The sequence below is a fragment of the Frankia sp. R43 genome, assembly GCF_001306465.1.
GTDB classification, from domain to species: Bacteria; Actinomycetota; Actinomycetes; order Frankiales; family Frankiaceae; genus Parafrankia; species Parafrankia irregularis.
This window is the reverse complement of sequence record NZ_LFCW01000003.1, coordinates 143,236-162,777: the sequence shown is the minus strand read 5'-3', so window position 1 is coordinate 162,777 and position 19,542 is coordinate 143,236. Positions and strand designations below refer to the sequence as shown.

Annotated in this window: 17 protein-coding genes and 1 riboswitch; of the genes, 2 read left to right on the top strand and 15 right to left on the bottom strand. The window is 73.6% G+C overall.

Translation table 11 applies throughout. The features are described 5' to 3' along the window. Positions 1–4: 4 nt before the first annotated feature. The 10 genes from ACG83_RS14360 to ACG83_RS14315 all read right to left on the bottom strand — a co-directional run bounded on the left by ACG83_RS14360 (position 5) and on the right by ACG83_RS14315 (position 8,631). Positions 5–1,105, bottom strand: coding sequence for a hypothetical protein (locus ACG83_RS14360; protein ID WP_054566732.1), 1,101 nt, complete (start codon positions 1,103–1,105; stop codon positions 5–7). 42 nt (positions 1,106–1,147) lie between these two features. Then, a complete protein-coding gene (locus tag ACG83_RS14355; protein WP_054566731.1) occupies positions 1,148–1,450 on the bottom strand; it encodes a lycopene cyclase domain-containing protein in 303 nt (100 codons plus the stop codon). Beyond that, positions 1,447–1,836: a lycopene cyclase domain-containing protein gene (locus tag ACG83_RS14350; RefSeq protein WP_054566730.1), complete on the bottom strand. Its 390-nt coding sequence runs from the start codon at positions 1,834–1,836 to the stop codon at positions 1,447–1,449. The genes ACG83_RS14355 and ACG83_RS14350 overlap by 4 nt, the downstream gene beginning before the upstream one ends. 23 nt (positions 1,837–1,859) lie before the next feature. Continuing rightward, positions 1,860–2,564 (bottom strand): thiamine phosphate synthase, encoded by a 705-nt coding sequence (locus tag ACG83_RS14345; RefSeq protein ID WP_054566729.1) that lies wholly within the window; start codon positions 2,562–2,564, stop codon positions 1,860–1,862. Between the two features lie 4 nt (positions 2,565–2,568). Continuing rightward, positions 2,569–2,796, bottom strand: coding sequence for a sulfur carrier protein ThiS (gene thiS / locus ACG83_RS14340; RefSeq protein WP_006545313.1), 228 nt, complete (start codon positions 2,794–2,796; stop codon positions 2,569–2,571). Between the two features lie 140 nt (positions 2,797–2,936). Further along, positions 2,937–3,260 carry an Rv2175c family DNA-binding protein gene (locus tag ACG83_RS14335; protein ID WP_054566728.1) on the bottom strand — a complete coding sequence of 108 codons (324 nt, stop codon included), beginning with the start codon at positions 3,258–3,260 and terminating at the stop codon, positions 2,937–2,939. 31 nt (positions 3,261–3,291) lie between these two features. After that, positions 3,292–4,824: a Gfo/Idh/MocA family protein gene (locus ACG83_RS14330; protein ID WP_054566727.1), complete on the bottom strand. Its 1,533-nt coding sequence runs from the start codon at positions 4,822–4,824 to the stop codon at positions 3,292–3,294. A gap of 189 nt (positions 4,825–5,013) precedes the next feature. Next, positions 5,014–6,276: an NAD(P)/FAD-dependent oxidoreductase gene (locus tag ACG83_RS14325; RefSeq protein ID WP_054566726.1), complete on the bottom strand. Its 1,263-nt coding sequence runs from the start codon at positions 6,274–6,276 to the stop codon at positions 5,014–5,016. Between the two features lie 127 nt (positions 6,277–6,403). After that, positions 6,404–7,585, bottom strand: coding sequence for a 2-iminoacetate synthase ThiH (gene thiH, locus ACG83_RS14320; RefSeq protein ID WP_054566725.1), 1,182 nt, complete (start codon positions 7,583–7,585; stop codon positions 6,404–6,406). Then, a complete protein-coding gene (locus ACG83_RS14315) occupies positions 7,585–8,631 on the bottom strand; it encodes a thiazole synthase (RefSeq protein WP_054566724.1) in 1,047 nt (348 codons plus the stop codon). Before ACG83_RS14315 ends, thiH begins: the two co-directional genes overlap by 1 nt. Next, positions 8,626–8,739: riboswitch (TPP riboswitch) on the bottom strand. It overlaps the preceding gene by 6 nt. A gap of 293 nt (positions 8,740–9,032) precedes the next feature. Here ACG83_RS14315 and pknB point away from each other — a divergent pair. Both pknB and ACG83_RS14305 read left to right on the top strand, forming a co-directional pair. Continuing rightward, on the top strand, positions 9,033–11,024 hold the full coding sequence (gene pknB / locus ACG83_RS14310; protein ID WP_054566723.1) for a Stk1 family PASTA domain-containing Ser/Thr kinase: 1,992 nt from the start codon (positions 9,033–9,035) through the stop codon (positions 11,022–11,024). A gap of 150 nt (positions 11,025–11,174) precedes the next feature. Next, on the top strand, positions 11,175–13,247 hold the full coding sequence (locus ACG83_RS14305) for a DUF5667 domain-containing protein (RefSeq protein WP_152991382.1): 2,073 nt from the start codon (positions 11,175–11,177) through the stop codon (positions 13,245–13,247). 51 nt (positions 13,248–13,298) lie between these two features. Here the strand turns inward: ACG83_RS14305 and ACG83_RS14300 are convergent, their stop codons facing one another. The 5 genes from ACG83_RS14300 to ACG83_RS14280 all read right to left on the bottom strand — a co-directional run bounded on the left by ACG83_RS14300 (position 13,299) and on the right by ACG83_RS14280 (position 19,188). Beyond that, the gene (locus ACG83_RS14300) at positions 13,299–14,660 is read right to left on the bottom strand and encodes a class II 3-deoxy-7-phosphoheptulonate synthase (protein ID WP_054566721.1); all 1,362 of its coding nucleotides are present in this window, start codon (positions 14,658–14,660) and stop codon (positions 13,299–13,301) included. Between the two features lie 186 nt (positions 14,661–14,846). Beyond that, positions 14,847–15,872, bottom strand: a complete 1,026-nt coding sequence (locus ACG83_RS14295; RefSeq protein WP_054566720.1) for a 6-phosphofructokinase — start codon at positions 15,870–15,872, stop codon at positions 14,847–14,849. Between the two features lie 307 nt (positions 15,873–16,179). After that, positions 16,180–16,707, bottom strand: coding sequence for a polyadenylate-specific 3'-exoribonuclease AS (locus ACG83_RS14290; RefSeq protein WP_054566719.1), 528 nt, complete (start codon positions 16,705–16,707; stop codon positions 16,180–16,182). A gap of 80 nt (positions 16,708–16,787) precedes the next feature. Then, complete coding sequence (locus tag ACG83_RS14285; protein ID WP_054566718.1) at positions 16,788–18,179, bottom strand: hypothetical protein; 1,392 nt, start codon at positions 18,177–18,179, stop codon at positions 16,788–16,790. Positions 18,180–18,357: 178 nt separating this feature from the next. Further along, positions 18,358–19,188 (bottom strand): 1-acyl-sn-glycerol-3-phosphate acyltransferase, encoded by an 831-nt coding sequence (locus ACG83_RS14280; RefSeq protein ID WP_054566717.1) that lies wholly within the window; start codon positions 19,186–19,188, stop codon positions 18,358–18,360. Between the last annotated feature and the right edge of the window lie 354 nt (positions 19,189–19,542).

Below are 19,542 nucleotides of genomic sequence, written 5' to 3'. Positions count from 1 at the left end.
GCCGCTACCCGCCGGAGCAGGCGCGTACCTCGACCGATCCGGTGACCTCGGACCGCCGCCCGTCGAGGTCCGTCGCCACGACGGTGTAGCTCATCGTGCCCGCCGTCGGCACCGGCCCGATCGGGCCGGACCAGGTCGAACGGTCGTCGGTGGCGGTGACGAGCCCCAGGGCGCTGGTCGACGCGGCGCCGTCCGGTGCGCGGGTTCGGACCTCGACGCCGAAGACACCGGTCGGGTCGACGACCGTGGCGCTCACGATCGCCTGGGTGCTGCCCCGGTCCGCGGGGCAGTTCGCCGTGACGATCTCGGCCGGGGCAAGCGAGGCTCGCAGCTCCGGGGCGCCGGACACGTTCGCGGTGACATGCAGTTTCCCGCCGCCGGAACCGTCGACCGCGGCCACCGGGACGAACACGTCGACCGGGCCCGGCGGTGCGGTCGCCCGGTTCAGGGTGATCACGAGCGGCACCCGGGCGCCCGGGTCGACCACGCCCTCGTGGGGAACGGCGCTCAGCCAGGCGGGCGTGGCGCCCACGCTCACCCGGGCCGGGGCCGTCCCGACGCCGATCAGCTCGACGCTGATCGTCGACTCCACGTCACCGAACGCGACATCGCTGCTGCTCAGTCCCAGCGCCGGGCCGGCGGGACGACTGGCGGGTGTGGTGGACGCCCCCGCACGCGGCGTCGCCGCCGGACGGGATGTGGCCGGCGTGGTTCCCGCCCGCGGCGGGGAGCCCGCGTCTGTCGCCCGGGCATCCGCCCCCACGGCGCCGGCCGCCCCGGCGGCGCCGGATGGCCCGGTCGATCCCACGGCACCGGCGGACGGCCCGACGGTTGAGCCGGGCGAGGTCTGGCCGGGCGCGTCGGGGGTGGGCTCGCCGGGTGCCGGCGTGACCATCGTCGTGGCCGCGCCCGCAGGCTCCGCCGTCGGCGACGGCCGGCCGGGACCGAGGCCGCGCACCAGGATGAGGCCCGACACCACCGCGGCGGCCGCGATGACGGCGGCGATGATCCGCCCCCAGCGGATCGGCAGGATCCGGTTCGAGCGGCCCCAGGGCGAGCGATGCCGCCCGGCCGACTCGGCCTCGGCCGCCCTCCGTTGTCTCATTGAGTCGAAGCGTAGGCCCGAAAGTGGACCCGGAGGCCGAATTCACTCGTTTCCGTGACGTAGTCCCCACCAAACCCACCAGACCAGGGTCTGGGTCACCAACGCGAACCCGAACAGCAGGTCCTCGACCGGCGCGAACACGAGCCGCGGCCCGGCGATGGCCTCCGGGTCGTACCGGACGATGTCGAAGCCGGTCAGGATGCCGTTCGTGATGAGCTGGAAGAAGACGATGATCGCGTAGGCGGTCCAGAACAGCTTGCGGGTGACCAGCCTGGTCCGCAGGATCCACAGGTCGAGCACCAGGGTTGCCACGACCCCGACGACCGCCAGCGCGGTGTAGCTCACCGCCGGCCCCGGGGATGCCGGCCCCGGGGATGTCCGGCCTGCCCGGGACCGCGCCCGTCGCCCTCGTCACCGGCCGGCCACCGGGTCACGGCCCGGACCGCCTCCAGCGCGAGCACCGCGCACACCGGCACAACGACGAAGAAGAGCACCTCGTCGAGAGGAAGGCCACCGGGCAGGACGATGCCGGTGGTGCGGCGCGGGTCGAAGTCCCAGTGGCCGCGGGCGATCGCATACAGATCCCAGCCGACGAACACGACCAGCACGGGCGCGATCGCCAGCGCGAGGCGCCGTGGCCGGGCGTACACCCTGGTCCGCAGCAGGAGCTCCAGCGGCGCCGTCGCGACCAGGCAGCCCAGCAGCACCGCCAGATAGCTCAGGTGACCCACGGTCGCGCCCGCCCCGCCAGGCGTCAGGCCGCGCGCAGCCGGCCCGCGAGCGCGGCCGCGGCCGCCCCCGGATCGGTCGCCTGGGTGATGCCCCGCACCACCACGACGCGGCGCGCACCCGTCTCCAGGATGGCGTCCAGGGTGTGCGGGGCCACTCCCCCGGTGACGAACCACGGCTTCGCGCCCGGTTCGAACGGCGGCGCGTGCCGGGCCGCGAGCCGGGGCAGCTCCAGCCCGACCGGCGCCCGGCCCTCCTTCGTCGGGGTCGCGTGCACCGGCCCGACGCACACGTAGTCGACGTCCGGATCGGCCAGCGCGGTGAGGAACTGGTCGGGGTCGTGCGTGGACTTCCCGATCAGCACGTCCGGCCCGAGCAGCTCACGCGCCAGCCGCGGCGGGATGTCGTCCTGGCCGACGTGCAGGATGTCCACCCCGGCGAAGCGGGCGACGTCCGCCCGGTCGTTTGCGCTGACCAGCGCACCGGACGGCACGGCCGCGGCCGCCATCGCGGCCAGCCCCGCCAGCTCGTCGCGCCACTCCAGCCCCTTCTCCCGAAGCTGGATGAGGTCCACACCCGGCACCCGGCCGTCGCCCAGCACCTTCTCGTAGAAGGCGGCGTCGGCCTGGTGGCGGGGCGTGCACAGGTACAGCCGGGCGTCGAGCAGCCGGGCGAGCCGGCGGGCACGCGGCGCCGAGGCTGACGCCGGGACGTTCTCTGACAGTGGCACCGGCTCAGCCTCCCGCTACAGCGCGAACGATCTCCAGGACGTCGCCGTCGGCCAGGTGCGCCGCGGCCGTCTCCGAGGGCGTCAGCGCCTCCCCGCGCAGCTCGACGACGACCGAGCCCGGCCGCAGGCCCAGTTGGACGAGCAGGTCCGCCACGGCGAGCCCGACCGGCACCTCCCTCGCCTCCCCGTTGACCACGATCCGCGCCTGGGCGCCGGTAGGACGATCAGCCATACCGACGACCCTACGGGAGCGGACGCCCGGCTCCGGCGGTTCACCGACAGCGCAAGCAGGCCGACCCGGGCCCGAGCGCTGGCTCGGACCCGGGTCGGAAGGTTGGTGGGTGGAGGAACAGGCGCTCGGAGCGCGGGCGCTCAGAAGCCCAGTGCCTGAGCGCGCCGCCGCACCTCCTTGCCCCGGTTCTCGACCATCGCGCTGACCGGCGTTCCAGGCAGGCTCGGATCCTCGCGGAACAGCCAGTCCAGTGCCTCGTCGTCGCTGTATCGGGCATCGAAGAGCACGGTGAGCAGGCCGGGCAGGCCCTTGAGCACCGCGCCGTCCTGGATGAACAGGGCGGGCACCTTCAGGACACCGTCGAACCGCTTCGCCAGAAGTGTGCGGTCGCGGACCATCTGGCGCACCCGCGTGACGGGCACGTCGAGTGCGTCAGCCACGTCGGGCAAGGTCAGCCAATCCATGGTCAAGAGTAAACACCTTGGAAGGGCCAAGTCAGGTCGGTGATACCTGGGTGCCGCCGGACGCCGCCGACCTGCGTGCCGCCTCCAGGAGCGACACCAGCGCCCGGGTCCGCTGCGCGCTGCCGTGCGCCAGCGGCCAGCCGGAGACCAGGTGGTCGGCGAACTCACGGTGGAAGAGCGCGGGGTCGGGGGCGTCGACGGGCAGCGTGACCCGCCGCCCGTCATGGCCGACGAGCACCGGCGAGCCCTTCGGCCGCGCGACCAGCGAGCCGGTCGTGCCGACCAGCTGGGTGCCGGGGCGCAGACCCGCGGCGACGTCCGAGATCGTCACCTGTGCCTCGCAGCCGCCCGCGAACCGCACCAGGATCCGGACATGGTCAGCGTTGGTCACGTGGTGCCAGACCCGCTTGTGCGCCGAGGCGCTGACCCATTCGACCTGGTCGTCGACAAGGTCGAGGATGCGCTCCAGCGGCGCGGCGCCACGGTCGAAGATCAGGCCGCCGCTGATCCGCTCGTCGTCATGCCAGCTGCCGGTGGGCCGCCGCAGCCCACCGGAGAAGATCTCGATCCACAGCAGCCCGCCGAGGTCGCCGCGCCCGACCGCCGCGCGCATCGCCCGGTGCGCCGGGTCGTTGAGGCCTTCGGGATAGCCGGCGAACACGCGGGACCGGCTGGTGGCGAGCGTGGTGAGCTCGTCCAGATCCTGGGTGCTCAGGCAGACCGGCGGGTGCACGAGCACCTGCTTGCCGGCCTCCAGCGCGCGCCGGGCCCACTCGACGTGGGTGTGGGTCGGGGTGGCGACGATCACCAGCCCGAGCTCGGGGTCGTTGACCAGGTCGTCCGGGTCGTCGACCCGCCGGGCGAACCGGTCGACGTCCTGGCCGGGGCCCGGGGACATCCCGCCGTCGCACAGCGCGGCCAGCGTCAGGCCGTCGACCGCGTCCAGAGCAGTGGTGTGCACCCCGAAGACATCCGGGGCACCGATGAGCCCGGCCCTGACCGACGCACCGTCGCGGACGCCGAGCGCGTGCCGCAGCCATCGCCCGACGAGCCGGTGGTAGCGGGGGTCGGCCAGCACCTGCGCGGAGGTGCCCAGGGTGAAGACACCGAGGCCGCTCGCGGGACGCCAGGTGCAGATCGGCTGATCGCTCATCTCGTGGCGGACGGTGAGCAGCCGTTCGACGTCCTCGGCGACCTTCTCGGGGACGATCCACGAGTCGCGCGGTGTGAAGGAGCCCAGCCGGGCGGCGACGGTCGCACCGTCCGGACCGGGGGCAAGCCGCAGCTCGTACGCGGGGGTCACCCGGCCGGGCGTGAGGCCGGACGCCTCGATGAGCGGGCTGTCCGGGGCCAGTGACCGGACCGTCGGCCCGGCCAGCAGCACCGGCACGGACTGCCGCGCGCGGTCGAGCAGGTCCTGTTCGACGTGATCCAGCGGCCGGTCGATCAGGACGAGCAGAGCATCGGCCGAACGCGCGGACGTGGGACCGAGACCGACCGCGCGAAGATGATCACCGAGCGCATTCACGCCAGGGAGGTTCGAAACCAGGTGAATGCTTGGCACGCCGGCACTTTAGTAGAAACTGCCTGGACGAGCACAGTGTGTGCATGTGGTACGCCCAGGCACTCACCGTACCGTCCGGGCACACATCGCATCCATGCACACACTGTCCAGCAGCCACGCCTGCCGGGCGCGCGGCCACGCCGGGCCCGGCAGCTACGCCGGGCCCTCCAGCTGAACCAAGGCCTGCGACTACGCCGGCTGGGGGGCCAGCTCCTTCAGCGCGATTCCGGGGTCGCTGAACCTGGCGACGTCCGGCGCCGCGTCGGCCAGCAGCATCCGCCGGCCGGCGACCATGTCCAGCGGCCGGGCGACGGTGGCCAGGGCGACCAGGCGCCCGTCCGGCGCGAACCAGCCGGCGGACCAGCCGGGAGCCTTCTTGGCCCCGGGCGGGGCGACCGCGGTCGGATCGCCGCGCAGCACCAGGGTGCTGTCCGGGCCGGGCAGACCGGCGAACTGGATCATGCGCCCGAACTGCTGCGACCAGAAGTACGGCACCGGGTTGTAGATGTCGTCCGGCGACTCCGAGCTCGGCTGGCCGCCGGCGAGCGTCCGCAGCAGGGTGGCGACGGCGACCCGGGGCGACTCCTGGGCGCACTCCCAGTGCTCGACCCGCATCCGGCGCTCATAGCGGCGCGACCACCAGGCCGTGCAGTCACCGGCCCCGACGACCGACCCGGGCCGGTAGCCACCCGCGCCGCCGGCGCCGGGTACGGCCGACATCCATTCGTCGACGACGACGCCGCGGTCGAGCGCCAGCCCGGACGACTCCAGCCAGGAGACGTCGGGACGGACACCGACCCCGACGACCACGGCGTCGGCGGGCAGGAACTCACCGCCGGCGAGCTCCACACCGTCCGAACGGATCTGCGCGACAGCGGCACCGAGGCGCAGGTCGATGCCGGCGGCGGAGTACCAGGGCACGGTGTGCCCGCCGACCACCGGCCCGAGTGCCAGCAGCGGGCTGGCGCCGGCCTCGACGACGGTCACCGCCACCTCGTGCGCGGCGGCGTGCGTGGCGACCTCGGCCCCGATCCAGCCGGCGCCGACGACCACCAGCCGCGCCCCCGGGCGCAGCGTCTCCCGCAGCGCCCGGGCGTCGTCGATGGTGCGCAGCACCCGCTGGTCAGCGGAGCCCGGCAGCCGCACCGGGGCCGCACCGGTCGCGAGGACCAGCCCGTCGAACTCGATCGGGCCGCCGTCGGTCTCCAGCACACCCGGGCGCAGGCCCGTCGCGTGCCGGCCCAGCAGCAGCTCGACACCGTCGAGGTCGAACGGCAGGGTCGTGTCATCCGTCCGGCCGGACAGCACCGCCTTGGACAGCGGCGGCCGGTCGTACGGCCTGTGCTCCTCGGCGCCGACCAGTGTGATCGCCCCGGAGAATCCCTGCTCACGCAGCTCGACGACGGTTCGCCCGCCCGCGAGCCCGCCACCGACGACAACGATGCGGTCCATCAGCCCACCTGATCCATGCATCCTGAAGCTATTGGCGCCTTTTCCTGGCGTCGCGCGGTAGTCGTTTCGACCACAGCGACGAGCGGCCCACCCCACCGGGATATAGCATCGCCTGCCCGCCCTGCGGTCACCGGGACGCGTCCACCAGCGGGAAGGCGTCCTTCCAGACCGGCTCGTAACCGGCCGCCACCAGCATCGCCGCGATGTCCGCCGGGGAGCGCTCGTCGGAGATCGAGAACTGTTCCTGGGCGGTGCCGGGCCGGCCGTAGCCGCCGGGCTCGGTGGACGAACCAGCGCTCATCGTCGTGACCGCGATACGGGCCAGCCCGTCGCGCAGCGCCGCCGGCTCCCTCGTCGACAGCGAGATGGCGACATCCGGCTCGAACAGCCGCAGCGCCGCGTGCGCCTGGACGAACTGGGCGTCGGAGACCACCACGGTGGGCGGGAAACCACTGGCACTCGGCTTGATCCTGGGCAGGGCCACGGAGACCTCCGTCCGCCAGAAGCGGCGGCTGAGGAACGAGGCGTGCGCGGCGAGCGCGAGGATGTCGGCCCGCCAGTCCGGTGCGAGCCCGAGCAGCACCCCCAGGCCCAGGCGCCGCACCCCGGCGCGGGCCGCCCGCTCGAACGAGGCCAGCCGGCGGTCGTAGTCGCGTTTCCAGCCGGCGACGTGGACCTCGGCGTAACGCGCCCGGTCGTACGTCTCCTGGTAGTGGATGGCCCCCTCCAGGCCGGCCGCGACCAGCCGGGTGTAGGTGTCGTCCGACCAGGTCTGGGTCTCGATGCTGATCGAGGGGACGAACGGGCGCAGCCGCTCCACGACATCGACCAGGTAGTCGGCGGAGACCTCGATCCGGTGCTCGCCGGAGACCAGCAGGAGATGCCGGAAACCGAGGTCGACCAGCAGGCGCGCCTCGCCGACGGCCTCCTCCGGGGTCAGTGTGCGCCGCGCCACCTCCAGGCCCTTCGCGAAGCCGCAGTACGTGCAGGACGACAGGCAGGCGTTCGACACGTAGAGCGGGGCGAACATCCGCACCGCCCGCCCGAAGCGCCGCAGTGTGGTCGCCTGCGCGAGCTGCGCGAGCTCCTCCAGCCGGCCGGTGGCGGCCGGCGACAGCAGCACGGCGAGATCGGCGAGGCCGAGACGGCCGCCGGTGTCGCCGTGCGCGCCGCCACCCCGGCCGGCGGCGGCCGCCCGGCGCAGCACCGCGTCCACCTCGGCCGGGCCCGCCTCGCGGGCGGAGCAGGCCAGGCCCGGGATGTCCAGCGCGGCGAGCTCGTGGGCGAACAGGCCCGGCGGGCTGGCCATCAGGCGCCCCCGCCAACGCCGCTGCTCACGGTGCCGCTGCCGACCGCACCACTGCTCACGGCGCCGCTGCTCACGGCACCACTGCTCACGGCGCCGCTGCTCACGGCGCCGCTGCTCACGGCGCCGCTGCTCACGGCGCCACTGCCGACCGCGCCACCGGCGCCGTCGTCGGTGAGCGAGCCGAGGAAGCCGGTGAGCGGGGAGGACGCCGCGGCCACCGTCGCGCTACCCGGCCGCGCGCGACCGGCGAGATACCCCAGCCGCCCCGCGGTGGTCGCGAGCGCGAACGCGCGCGCCATCATGACCGGATCGGCGCTGATCGCGATCGCGGTGTTGACCAGCACCGCGTCGGCACCGATCTCCATCGCCTCGGCGGCGTCGGACGGCGCGCCGAGGCCCGCGTCGACCACGACCGGGACGCCGGCGGTCTCGACGATCGCCTCGATCGCGTCCCGGGTCCGCAGGCCGCGGTTGGAGCCGATCCAGCTGCCGAGCGGCATCACCGTGGCACAGCCGGCCTCCTCGAGCCGGCGGGCGAGCACCGGGTCGGCCGAGCAGTACGGGAGCACGGTGAACCCGTCGGCGACCATCAGCTCCGCCGCGCGCAGCGTCTCGATCGGGTCGGGTGCGAGGGTGCGCGGGTCCGGCGTGACCTCCAGCTTCACCAGCGCGGTGCCGGTCGCCGCGCGGCCGAGCCGGGCCAGCCGCAGCGCCTCGGCCGCGTCGACCGCCCCGGAGGTGTTCGGCAGCAGCGTCATCCCGGCCGGGACGAAGTCGAGCACGTCGCCCTCTCCCGCCCGCGACAGGTCCACCCGGCGCAGCGCGATGGTGACGATGTCGGCGCCGGAGGCGACCAGGCTCGCCCGCATCAGCTCGTGGCTGGCGAACTTGCCGGTGCCCACCAGGAGCCGGCTGGCGTAGGCGGTGCCGGCGATCTGGAGGGGGTCCTCCCCGAGGCCGGCCGCAGCGGCCGCACCGGCCGTGCCGGCCAGGCCGGCCGGACCTGCCTTGATGGCAGGACCCGTCGGCGTGATCTGTTGTGTCATCGAGCGATTCCTCCCCACGCGCGCATGACCGCGATCGGGTCTGCGGGTCGCCGACGGCATCCTGATCGGCCTCTCAGCCCGCGTCCGCGGGCTCCCCGGTCACGCCACAGTGTAAGCACCAGAAGTGGAGGTACCCAGCCAGTTCCCGCAGCTGGCGGCGGGGACGGCGGGGAATGGGTGTGAGCCGCGCCGCGCCGGCCGAGGTGGGCCGCCCGCGCGGGCGCCGAGATTTCGCCCGGCCCAGAAGAAAATCCGCGGCTGGTCGTGCCACTCCGGCGCAGATTCACCACTTTGTGACGAAAGTCCCGCCCGTTTGGGCGCCACTCCGACGGATTTGCGAAGTAAGACCACTGTCCGACGGTCGGAACGGCCGATCGTAAACTGTCCCCGTGGATGCCACGGTGACCGACCCTGTCATCGGTCGTCTTCTCGATGGGCGGTACACCGCCCAGGAGCGGCTTGCCGTCGGCGGGATGGCGACGGTGTACGTCGCGCACGACAACCGCCTCGACCGTTTCGTCGCGCTCAAGATCATGCACCCGAACCTCAGCCACGACCCCGAGTTCGTGGCCCGGTTCCACCGGGAGGCGAACGCGGTCGCCCGGCTCAGCACGCCACGCGTCGTGTCGATCCTCGACCAGGGTTCGGACCGGACGGCGGCCGGCGTCCTGCACTACCTGGTCATGGAGCTGGTACGCGGGCGGTCGCTGCGCGAGTACCTGACCACCCGCGGGCGGCTGACCGTGCCCGAGGTCGTCGAGATCTTCGAGCCCGTCGCGGAGGCGCTCGCCGCCGCGCACGCCGCCGGGATCATCCACCGCGACATCAAGCCGGAGAACATCCTGCTCGGTGACGACGGCCAGGTGAAGGTCGCCGACTTCGGGCTCGCCCGGCCGGTGTCCCAGCCGACCCAGGCCGTGACCGGCGGCGTCGTCATGGGCACCGTCGGGTACCTGGCACCCGAGCAGGTCACCCACGGCACCGCCGGCATGCGCAGCGACGTCTACGCCGCCGGCGTCATGCTCTTCGAGATGATCACCGGCCAGCTCCCGCACAACGGTGAGACGCCGATGTCGGTGGCCTACCAGTCCGTCCACGGTGACGTGCCCGCGCCGTCCTCGGTCGTGTTCGACGTCCCCGCCGAGCTGGACGCGCTCACGCTGCGGGCCACCGCACGCGACCCGAACCACCGGCCGGCCGACGGCGCCGCGCTGCTCGCCGAGCTGCGGGCGATCCTGCCCTACCTTCCCGCGCCCGGTGACGACGAGGAGTACCACTCCGGGTTCACCGGCCCGCTGCAGTCGCCTACCCCGCCGCGGGGCCCAGGAGCGGGGGCGTACCCAGGCGCCCAGCCGGCGCAGCCGCCTCGGCCACCGGTCGCGCCGACCAGCATGATCAGCACCGGCTCGGGCCAGGGCCGCCGCCGGCGGCCGCAGGAGGCCCGGTCCGGGCGGCTGCCCGCCGGCCCCGCGGTCATCGCCGGTGTCGTGGTGGTCTGCCTGGTCCTCGGCGTGGTCCTGTTCCGCGCGCTGCTGGGCGGCACCAAGCCCGAGGTGCCGCTGCTGCTCGGGCTGACCAAGGCGGCGGCCGAGAAGAACCTGAACGAGGCCGGCATCAGGTTCAAATACGGCCAGACGCTCGCCAGCGACACGTACGCCGAGGGCCAGGTCGCCGAGCAGGACCCGGAGACCGGCGCCAAGATCAGCGACGACACCGTCGTGACGCTTCGGCTGAGCAGCGGCACACCGAAGGCGGTCGTTCCTGCTCTCGCCGGGAAGACCGCCGAACAGGCCCAGGTCGAGCTGACCCAGGCGAAGCTCACGGTCGGCGGGCGCAACGCGGAGGCCAACGACACCGTCCCCGAGGGCCAGGTCATCCGAACCGAGCCGCAGGCCGGCACGGCGGTCGAGCGGAACACACCGGTGATCCTGTACGTGAGCTCCGGGCCGTCGACGGCGGAGATCCCCGGCGACCTCGTCGGGCTGACCTACGACGAGGCCAAGGCGAAGCTGGACGCGCTGGGCCTCAGCCTCACCGTGAAGCAGTCGCTGATCACCGACGACAGCGTGGAGCCGGGCCAGGTCGCGCGCACCTCGCCGAGCCCCGGCCAACGGGTGAACGCGGGTGCCACCGTCACCCTCTTCGTCGCCAAGGACTCCGACTCCGATTCCGACTCCGGTGGCGGCGACGGCAGCGGGGTCATGGTGACCGTGCCCAACGTCGTGGGCAAGTCCTGGTCGGACGCCGAGCGCATCCTGAACCGCGTCGGGCTCAAGGCTGCCCGGCAGGACTGGATCGCCAACAAGGTGAAGTCCCAGAAGCCGAAGGCCGGCAGCAAGATCGAGCGGGGAAGCACGGTCCAGCTTCAGATGGAGTGGGGCGTGACCAACTGACCCGGCCGGGCTGACCTGCCAGGCCGGGCGCCGCGCCGTCGGGAAACAATCGGCGTCACCGCCTCCGCGACGCCGATCGGGTACATTCGATCTTCACTCGGGCCGTGAGCCGCGGTCCCGGAGTACCGGAGCCAGAACGCGGGGGGCGGCGTGGTGGCGAGTGGTGGGCCGCGCCGGCGGAGCGCGCGGGCAGACCGTGCCGCCGCGTTGCTCGACGGTGGGCGTCCCCCTCGCGACGAGTACGAACAGCAGCTGGCTCGAACCATCTCCACCCTGCGGGCGCTGCCCGTCCCGGCGATGTCACCCAGCACCCGCGCGGAGACCCGCGCCATGCTGCTCGCCCGCCTGAGCATCGCCGGTCTCACCGACGCCGCCGGCCCGGCCGTGACGACCGGCCCGATCAGCGCGCCCGAGCCGGTCAGCGCGACCAGCCCAACCGGCGCGCCTGGCCCGGCCGACGCGGCTGACACGGCCGACCCGGCTGACACAGCGGGTACGGCCGACACAGCGGGTACCGCCGGAACGGGGGGCACCGGCGCCGCTCCGGCCCACCGGGCCACGATCGTCACCCGCCCCGACCGGGCACCTCTGCGCAGAGCGGTGCGCTCCGCCCGCCCCGCGCTGGTCGGAGCGCTGGCCGCGTCCGTCGCGGCGGTCGGTGTCGGGGTGAGCTCCACGAACGCACTGCCCGGCGAGTTCCTGTACGGCGTGAAGCGCCATGTGGAGCAGCTCCAGGTCAGCCTCGCGGCCAGCCGGGTGGAACGGGCCAAGGCCCAGCTGGCGGTGGCCCGGACGAGGATGGACGAGCTCACCGCCGTCCTCGGTCAGGCCACCTCGGCCACGGGGGGCGCCGCCACCGGCGCGGGTAGCCGAACCGGTTCGGGTCACGGCGACGCCGCGCGGCCCGGCTCCGCCGACGACCCGGTTGCGGCTTCGGAGGATGACCCGCTGGCCCGTCCTGGTGCCGGCGAGGCGGGGCTCGGCCCGGCGCTCGGGCAGCCCTGGCCGACCGGCACACCGGCGGCGCGGCCAGCCTCCCCCACGGCGTGGCCAGGCGCCGGCTCCGGCGCTGCCGGCGCACCGACGTCGGGCGGGCAGACCGCCGCCACGCCCCCGGCGGCACACGCCACGGCCGGCGGCGGGTCCGTCCGGGCGCGCGACCTGACCACGGCGGCCGCGTTGCTGCACGACTGGTGCACCGACGCGGCCGCCGGCAGCGAGGTCCTCATCGAGGAGATCCGTTCCGGGAACACGGACGCTTGGAAGACGCTCAACGAATTCAACACAGACCAGTCGACGCGCCTCGACGCACTGCTGGGCGTGCTCGGGAGCAACGCCGGCCCTGACGCGACCGAGGCACGCCGCATCATCAGCGACGTCGGCTCGGTACTGACCTTCACCTCCGCGCATTCCGGAGGGGCTCCGGCATCGGTCGGCTCCGGGAGCGGATCCGCCCTCGGGCCGGGCACCGCCACCGCGGGCGACGGGAACACCTCGGCGGGAACAGCGACGGCGGACCCCGGGCCAGCTCCCCGTCCCCCACGGGCGAGCACGGTCGGGCCGCCCCAGTCGCAGGCCGCCACACAGCCGGCACAGACTTCCCCGGAAGCGCCGGCGGTCGACGCCGCGGCCAGCGGCATCGCTCCCAGCCTGCCGCTGCCGGCACCGCCGTCAAGCTCAGCCGCTGACGCCGGTGCCGACGCCCGTACCGGTGCCGACGCCGGTGCCGCCGGAGCAGAAGCGTCGTCCGGATCGGAGCCGGCGGCGCAGGCGAGCACCGACCCGGTGACGCCGCAGAGCGCCACCGCCACCCCACAGGCTTCCGCCGGCCTCGACGCCGCGGCCTGGGCGGGAGCGCTGGAGACCGCCGGCCTCCTCGACGCCTCCAGGGACCTGGTGTCCTACGTCGGCGTCGGGTTCGGCGTCAGCTCCGACCCCGACGCGGGCTCCACGGGGGCCTCCGCCGACGGCACCGTGCAGACGGCCTCGCCGCATTCCGTCGCGTCCGACGGCGCCGCGGCTCAGGCGGGCGGCAACATGGCGGGCAACGTCGCGGCAGGCAGCGCGGAACCGGCGCCCACCACTGAACCGGCGCCCGCCACTGAACCGGCGCCTGCCACGGAGTCGGGGACCACCGTGCTCGGAGCTACGACCTCATCCGCCGACGCACCGGGCCAGCCGCAGACGACCCCCGCCGAGACGCAGACGACCCCCGCCGAATAGTCGTCGGCAGGGGTCGTCGTCGGCCGGCACCGCCGCGCGGGCCGGCGCCGCTCAGCGGTGGTGGCGGGCGTCCCGATCGGCACGGGTCTGCTGGAGCATCTCCGCCACCAGGAAGGCCAGCTCAAGTGCCTGCCCGGTGTTCAGCCGCGGGTCACAGGCGGTCTCGTAGCGGCCACCGAGATCAGCCTCGCCGATCTGCTCGGCACCGCCGAGGCACTCGGTCACGTTCTCCCCGGTCAGCTCGATGTGCAGCCCACCCGGGTGGGTGCCCAGGCCCCGGTGCACCTCGAAGAACCCGAAGACCTCGTCCAGGACGTCGTCGAAGTGCCGGGTCTTGACCCCACTGACGTCCTGGGTGTTGCCGTGCATCGGGTCGCAGGACCACACCACGGGATGCCCGGCGGCGTTCACCTTGTCGATGATCGGGGGCAGCACGTCGCGGACGCGCTTGGCGCCCATCCGCGCGATCAGCGTGAGCCGCCCGGGGATGTGCTCCGGGTTGAGCCGCTCGGTGAGGGCCAGGACGTCGTCCGGTGAGGCGGTGGGGCCGACCTTGCAGCCGATCGGGTTGCCGACCCGGGACAGGAAGTCGACGTGCGCGCCGTCGAGGTCACGGGTGCGCTCGCCGATCCAGATCATGTGCGCCGACAGGTCGTAGACCTCGCCGGTCGACTCCTCGGTACGGGTCAGCGCACGCTCGTACTCCATGAGGAGGCCCTCGTGGCTGGTGAAGATCTCCACGCCGGTCAGCGCCGCGGTCCGCTCGAGGTCGATCCCGCAGGCCGCCATGAACGCCAGCGCACGCTCGATGTCGACAGCCATCAGCTCGTACCGGCGGCCGGCGGCCGAGTCACGGACGAAGGCCTTGTTCCACTCGTGCACCTTGGACAGATCCGCGAAGCCGCCGGTCGCGAAGGCCCGGACCAGGTTCAGCGCGGCGGCGCTCTGGTGGTAGGCAGCGACCATCCGCTTCGGGTCCGGGCGGCGGGCCTCCGGCGTAGCCGCGATGTCGTTCACCGCGTCGCCCCGGTAGGAGGGCAGCCCGGTCGACGACTCGATGTCGGCCGAACGCGGCTTGGCGTACTGCCCGGCGATACGCGCGACCTTCACCACCGGGGTGCTCGCGCCGTAGGTCAGCGCGACCGCCATCTGCAGCAGCGTCTTGACCTTGTCACGGATCTTGTTGGCCGTGTTGGCGGCGAACGTCTCCGCGCAGTCGCCGCCCTGGAGCAGGAACGCCTCGCCGCGGGCGACCATCGCGAGCCGGTCGGTCAGCGAACGCACCTCGGGCGCCGTGACCAGCGGAGGCAGCCCTGACAGCTCGGCGAACGCCGCCGCAAGCTCGCCCTGGTCGGGCCAGGAGGGCTGCTGCTTGGCCGGAAGGGTCCGCCAGATGTCCAGGTCATTGCTCACGAGTCACCAGGGTACGGGTCTGGCGGCGAGAACTCCCGTGCTTTCGTCCGTCGCCCGCCGGACCGTCGCCCGTCAGACAGCCGAACCACCCGGACCGCCCGCCAGGCCGGCGGTCCGGATGATTCAGGTGGTCTGGGTGGATCGGGTGGATCTGCGCGGTACGGGCGCCGCGGCGCTGGTGCGCTGTCAGCCGAAGAAGACCTCGGCCTCCTCGTACAGGTGCTCAGGCACGGTCTTGAGCTCGCCGGTGGCCTCCGCGAGGGGCACCCGCTCCACCCTGGTCCCGTGCAGGGCGACCATCACGCCGAAGTCGCCGTCGTGCGCGGCGTCGACGGCGTGCAGCCCGAACCGGGTCGCCAGCCAGCGGTCGAAGGCGGTCGGCGTCCCGCCCCGCTGGACGTGGCCGAGGACCGTCGCCCGGGTCTCGCGGCCCGTCCGCCCCCGGATCTCGGTCTCCAGCAGCGCGGAGATCCCCTGCAGCCGCACATGGCCGAAGGCGTCCAGCTCGCCCTCCTTCACCATCATGGTCCCGGCGATCGGAGTGGCGCCCTCCGCCACCACGATGATCGGTGCGTAGCTGGTGGCGAACCGCTGTTCGACGAAGGCGCAGACCTTGTCGATGTCGAACGGCCGCTCCGGGATCAGGATGACGTTCGCCCCCGCGGCCATGCCGCTGTGCAGCGCGATCCAGCCGGCGTGCCGGCCCATGACCTCCACCACGAGGACACGGTGGTGGCTTTCGGCCGTCGTGTGCAGCCGGTCGATCGCCTCCGTGGCGATGTTCACCGCCGTGTCGAAACCGAACGTGTAGTCGGTGGCGGACAGGTCGTTGTCGATCGTCTTCGGTACCCCGATCACCGGGATACCCTCCGCGTGCAGGCGGGCCGCGGCGCCCAGGGTGTCCTCACCGCCGATGGCGATCAGGGCGTCGACGCCCGTGCGCCGCATCGTCTCCCGGACGCGGGCCGGACCGTCCGCCGAGGCGAACGGATTCGTCCGGCTGGAGCCCAGGATGGTGCCGCCGCGGGGCAGGATTCCGCGCACGGCGGCGATGTCCAGGGGCATCGTGTCGTTCTCCAGCGGGCCGCGCCACCCGTCCCGGAATCCGACGAAGCTGTGGCCGTAAAGGCCGACTCCTTTGCGGACGACGCCGCGGATGACCGCGTTCAGTCCGGGGCAGTCGCCACCACCGGTCAGCACACCGATCTTCACAGCCAGGGCCCTCTCTTCCCGAGTCGCCCCCGATCCCTCGCACTTCCGGCGGCAGCCTAGCCCGCAGCCGCCCAACCTCGACGCCATTCAGAAACTCGGCGTGGCATGTCAAACACTCTCAGTAATATTGGACGTCCGGCGGCAGGCAGGTCGAGGCAAACACGGGACGTCGAGGCGAGCGCGGGGACGGCCCGAGCACGCGAAGACACGTCCGAGCGCGCGAAGGGACGTCCGCGGGAGCGCGGGGCCTGGTGGAGCGGGGCCTGGTGCAGCGGGGCCTGGTGCAGCGGGGCGGGGCCCTGGGCGGCTACCCGGACGGCGCGTCGGCGACGATCCGCTGGCGCAACGCGCTGAGGACCTGCCAGCGGGCGAGGTTGTGCCGCGCGTCCGCGAGCGCGTCGTGCGCGTCGGGCGGCGGCGGCGGGAGCGTCGGGCTGCCGACGTCCTCCCACAGCTGCCGCAGGTCGTGGGTGAACCGCGGCAGCCGCCGCGGCAGGGCCGGCATCTTCCCGAAGAGCTGGCAGAGGACCACATGATCGTAGGCGGCGTACCAGGCCCACAGCTCCGGCGCACCGTCCGCGGTCAGGAAGCGGACCACCTCGTCCCGGATCCGCTCCCGCGACATCCAGCTCGGGCTCGCCGGCGGAGGCAGCCGGTCGAGGACGTTGCGCCGCACCCAGGGGACGGCGTGGGCCGGATCGAACTCGGTGGAGACGGCGTAGAACTCACGCTCGCCGTCCTCGCTGACGATCCCGATGCTCACCAGGTCAAGCCAGTGATGGCCGGAATCGTCGCGTTCGATGAACTCGGTGTCGTAGAAGAATCGGCCGCCCACTCGTCCAGTGTGCCCCGCGGGTCGAAGGGCGCCGCCGCGGGCATCCCCGCCGGCCGGGGGCACCCGCGCGGACCGTCCGGTCAGCGGCGCCGAAGGCGCAGGAAGAGCGGCCCGAGCACGGCCGCGGTCAGCGCCGCACCGAGCAGCGGAAGGACCAGCAGCAACAGCGGGGAGTCGGCATCGTCGCCACCGCCACTGCCGACGCCGGCGCCACCGCCTCCGCCGGCTGCGGCCTCGCCGGCCGCGGCGTCGTCGGCCGCGGCGTCGTCGGCCGCCCGCGACCCCTGCGTGGCCTGTGCCGAGTGCGCCGCGCCCGACGAGCAGTTCACCGCACCCGCCCGGGCCGGCGCGACGGGAGCGGCACCGGCTGCCGGTGCGACCTCCACGCTGACCTCGGCCGCGCCGGCCGAGGCGACGACGCACAGAACGCCCGCGCCGGGCGCCGAGGTGACCTGGCCACCGGTCACCCGGACCTGGTAGCCCGACGAGTAGCTCCACCCCGGCACGACGATCGCGGTCGCCGTGCCGGCCGGGAAGGCGCCGCGCACCGCCGAGGAGGTGCGGTAGGTGAGGCGGAACACTCCCGAGGCGTCGCTCCCGTACGACTCCGGAATGCCCGCCACCGCGGCCGGGTAGGGCCGGACGACCTCCGCCGGAGGGGTGGCCGCGGCCCGCACCTGGCCGGCGCCGATGCCGGTCCTGGGACGGCCGGTGACCGGCTCGTCGTAGAACCAGCCCAGGTTGAACACGTCGCCGGCGTCGGCCAGCGCCCCGACCCGGGCCCGGGAGCCGTCCGCCCAGCCGGTGATGTACCCGGCCGCGCCGTTCGCGGCGACCCTGGCCGCCGGGTCGAACGGTGCCGCCTGGGCGACCCACAGCGTGTGGTTGGGATCACTGGAGCGCAGGGTGGCGGCAAGGTCCTCGGCGGCCGTCGAGGTCGGCACCTCGAAGCCGATCAGCCCGCCGACCGCACCGAACCGGCCCGCGAGCCGACGCAGCCCGGCCGCCAGATCGGACGTCGAGGGCGTGTAGCCCGCACTGCCGGGAACGATGCCGATCACGACGAACAGGCCGTGGTCGGTGAGGTCACGCACGACGGCCCCGACCTGCTCCAGCCCGCCCTGTTCGGGGTCACCCGCCGGCGGCCGCTCACCGTTGGGCGGGAACCGGCCGCCGGCCGTCATCGGCACCTCGATGCGGCTGCCGGTGAAGCCGTAGTCGATCCACCGGGCCATGTCGGCGGCGGTCGGCACCGTCCCCGCGGGCACGGTGACGCCGCGGGGCAGCACCACCCGCCCGGCGGTGTCGGTGAGGAAGCTGCCTGTTCGCGACACGGTGCCGGCGGGCGGCTGGGCCGCACCGGCCGCCTGCGCGGTGCCCGGCGCGGAGGTCGCCTCAGCGCGCCCGACCGGCCCGGCGCCGACAGCAGGGATGATCGGGACGGCAAGCAGCAGCAGTGCCAGCAGCGGCACCGCCGCGACCGACCGGCCGGTCCGACGCCCGGCCCGACGGCTGGATCTCCTCGGCAAAAACCCCGTCACGCCACGCACGGTGCAATCTTGCCGTGCCCTCCCCAAACGGGTCAGACCGGCCTGGGGCAGCGGCCTGGGAGCCGCCTGGGGCAGCGGATTCGGGCGCGGTTGTGCGTGGTCAGGAACCGGAGACCGGTGCCCGCTCGGGGTCCTTCCCCGCACGGGTGGCCGGCCCCTCCCCGACAACCGGCGGCTCGGCCGCGGCCGAGGGCTCGACCACGGCCGAGGGCTCCGCCTGGCCCCGGCCCGCCTCCCTGGCCTGGGCCTCACGGGCCGCGGCGAGCTCCTCCTTGCGCCGCTGCGCGTACATGTCGACGTACTCCTGGCCGGACAGCGACATCAGCTCGTACATGATCTCGTCCGTCATCGACCGGAGCACGAAGCGGTCGTCGGCCATCCCGGCGTACCGGCTGAAGTCGAGCGGACGCCCGATCCGGATTCCGACCCGGCGGATGCGCGGCATGAACTGGCCCGGCGGCTGGACCTCGAACGTCCCGATCATCGCCACCGGAATCACGGGCACACCGGCCTCCAGAGCCATCCGCGCGACGCCGATCTTCCCGCGGTAGAGCCGGCCGTCCGGCGAACGCGTGCCCTCCGGGTAGATCCCGAGCAGCTCGCCGGAGCCGAGCACCCGCACACCGGTACGCAGCGCGCCCTCACTGGCCCGGCCGCCACTGCGGTCGATCGGGACCTGACCGACCCCCTTGAAGAACTTCCGCTTGCTCCAGCCCTTGAAGCCGACCCCGGTGAAGTAGTCACTCTTCGCGAGGAAGGTGATCCGCCGAGGCACCACCAGCGGCAGGAAGAAGGAGTCCAGAAAACTCAGGTGGTTACTGGCGAGGATCGCCGGCCCCCGGGTGGGCACCTGGTCGAGACCCTCCACCCACGGCCGCCAGAACAGCCGCAGCACCGGCGTCAGGATGGCCTTGACGACCCAGTACAACACGCAAGCTCCCCGCTTCGTCGCACCGCCGCCCGCCGGCGGCATTCCCGGACGCTCGCGCCCGGCCTCACCCATACCCAACGGGGAACGGGTGGAACGGGTTGCCCGGGGTGACCATATGGACCCCTCACGACATCGTCCACCACACGGCATCGTCCACCGACGGTGCCGATGTCGGAGTGTCATTCTCCGGCCGCCTCGCGGAGCTGGGAGGCCGGGTCCGTCCGAACATCGGGCGGGGACCACGCCCGGCGGCAGAGGAGTCACGCACGGAACACACCGGACGATCAGTGGCCCGGCCGAGAAGTCAGGAAAAGCACGCGACCATGGCCAGTCGGGCCCTGGCATGCGAGCATG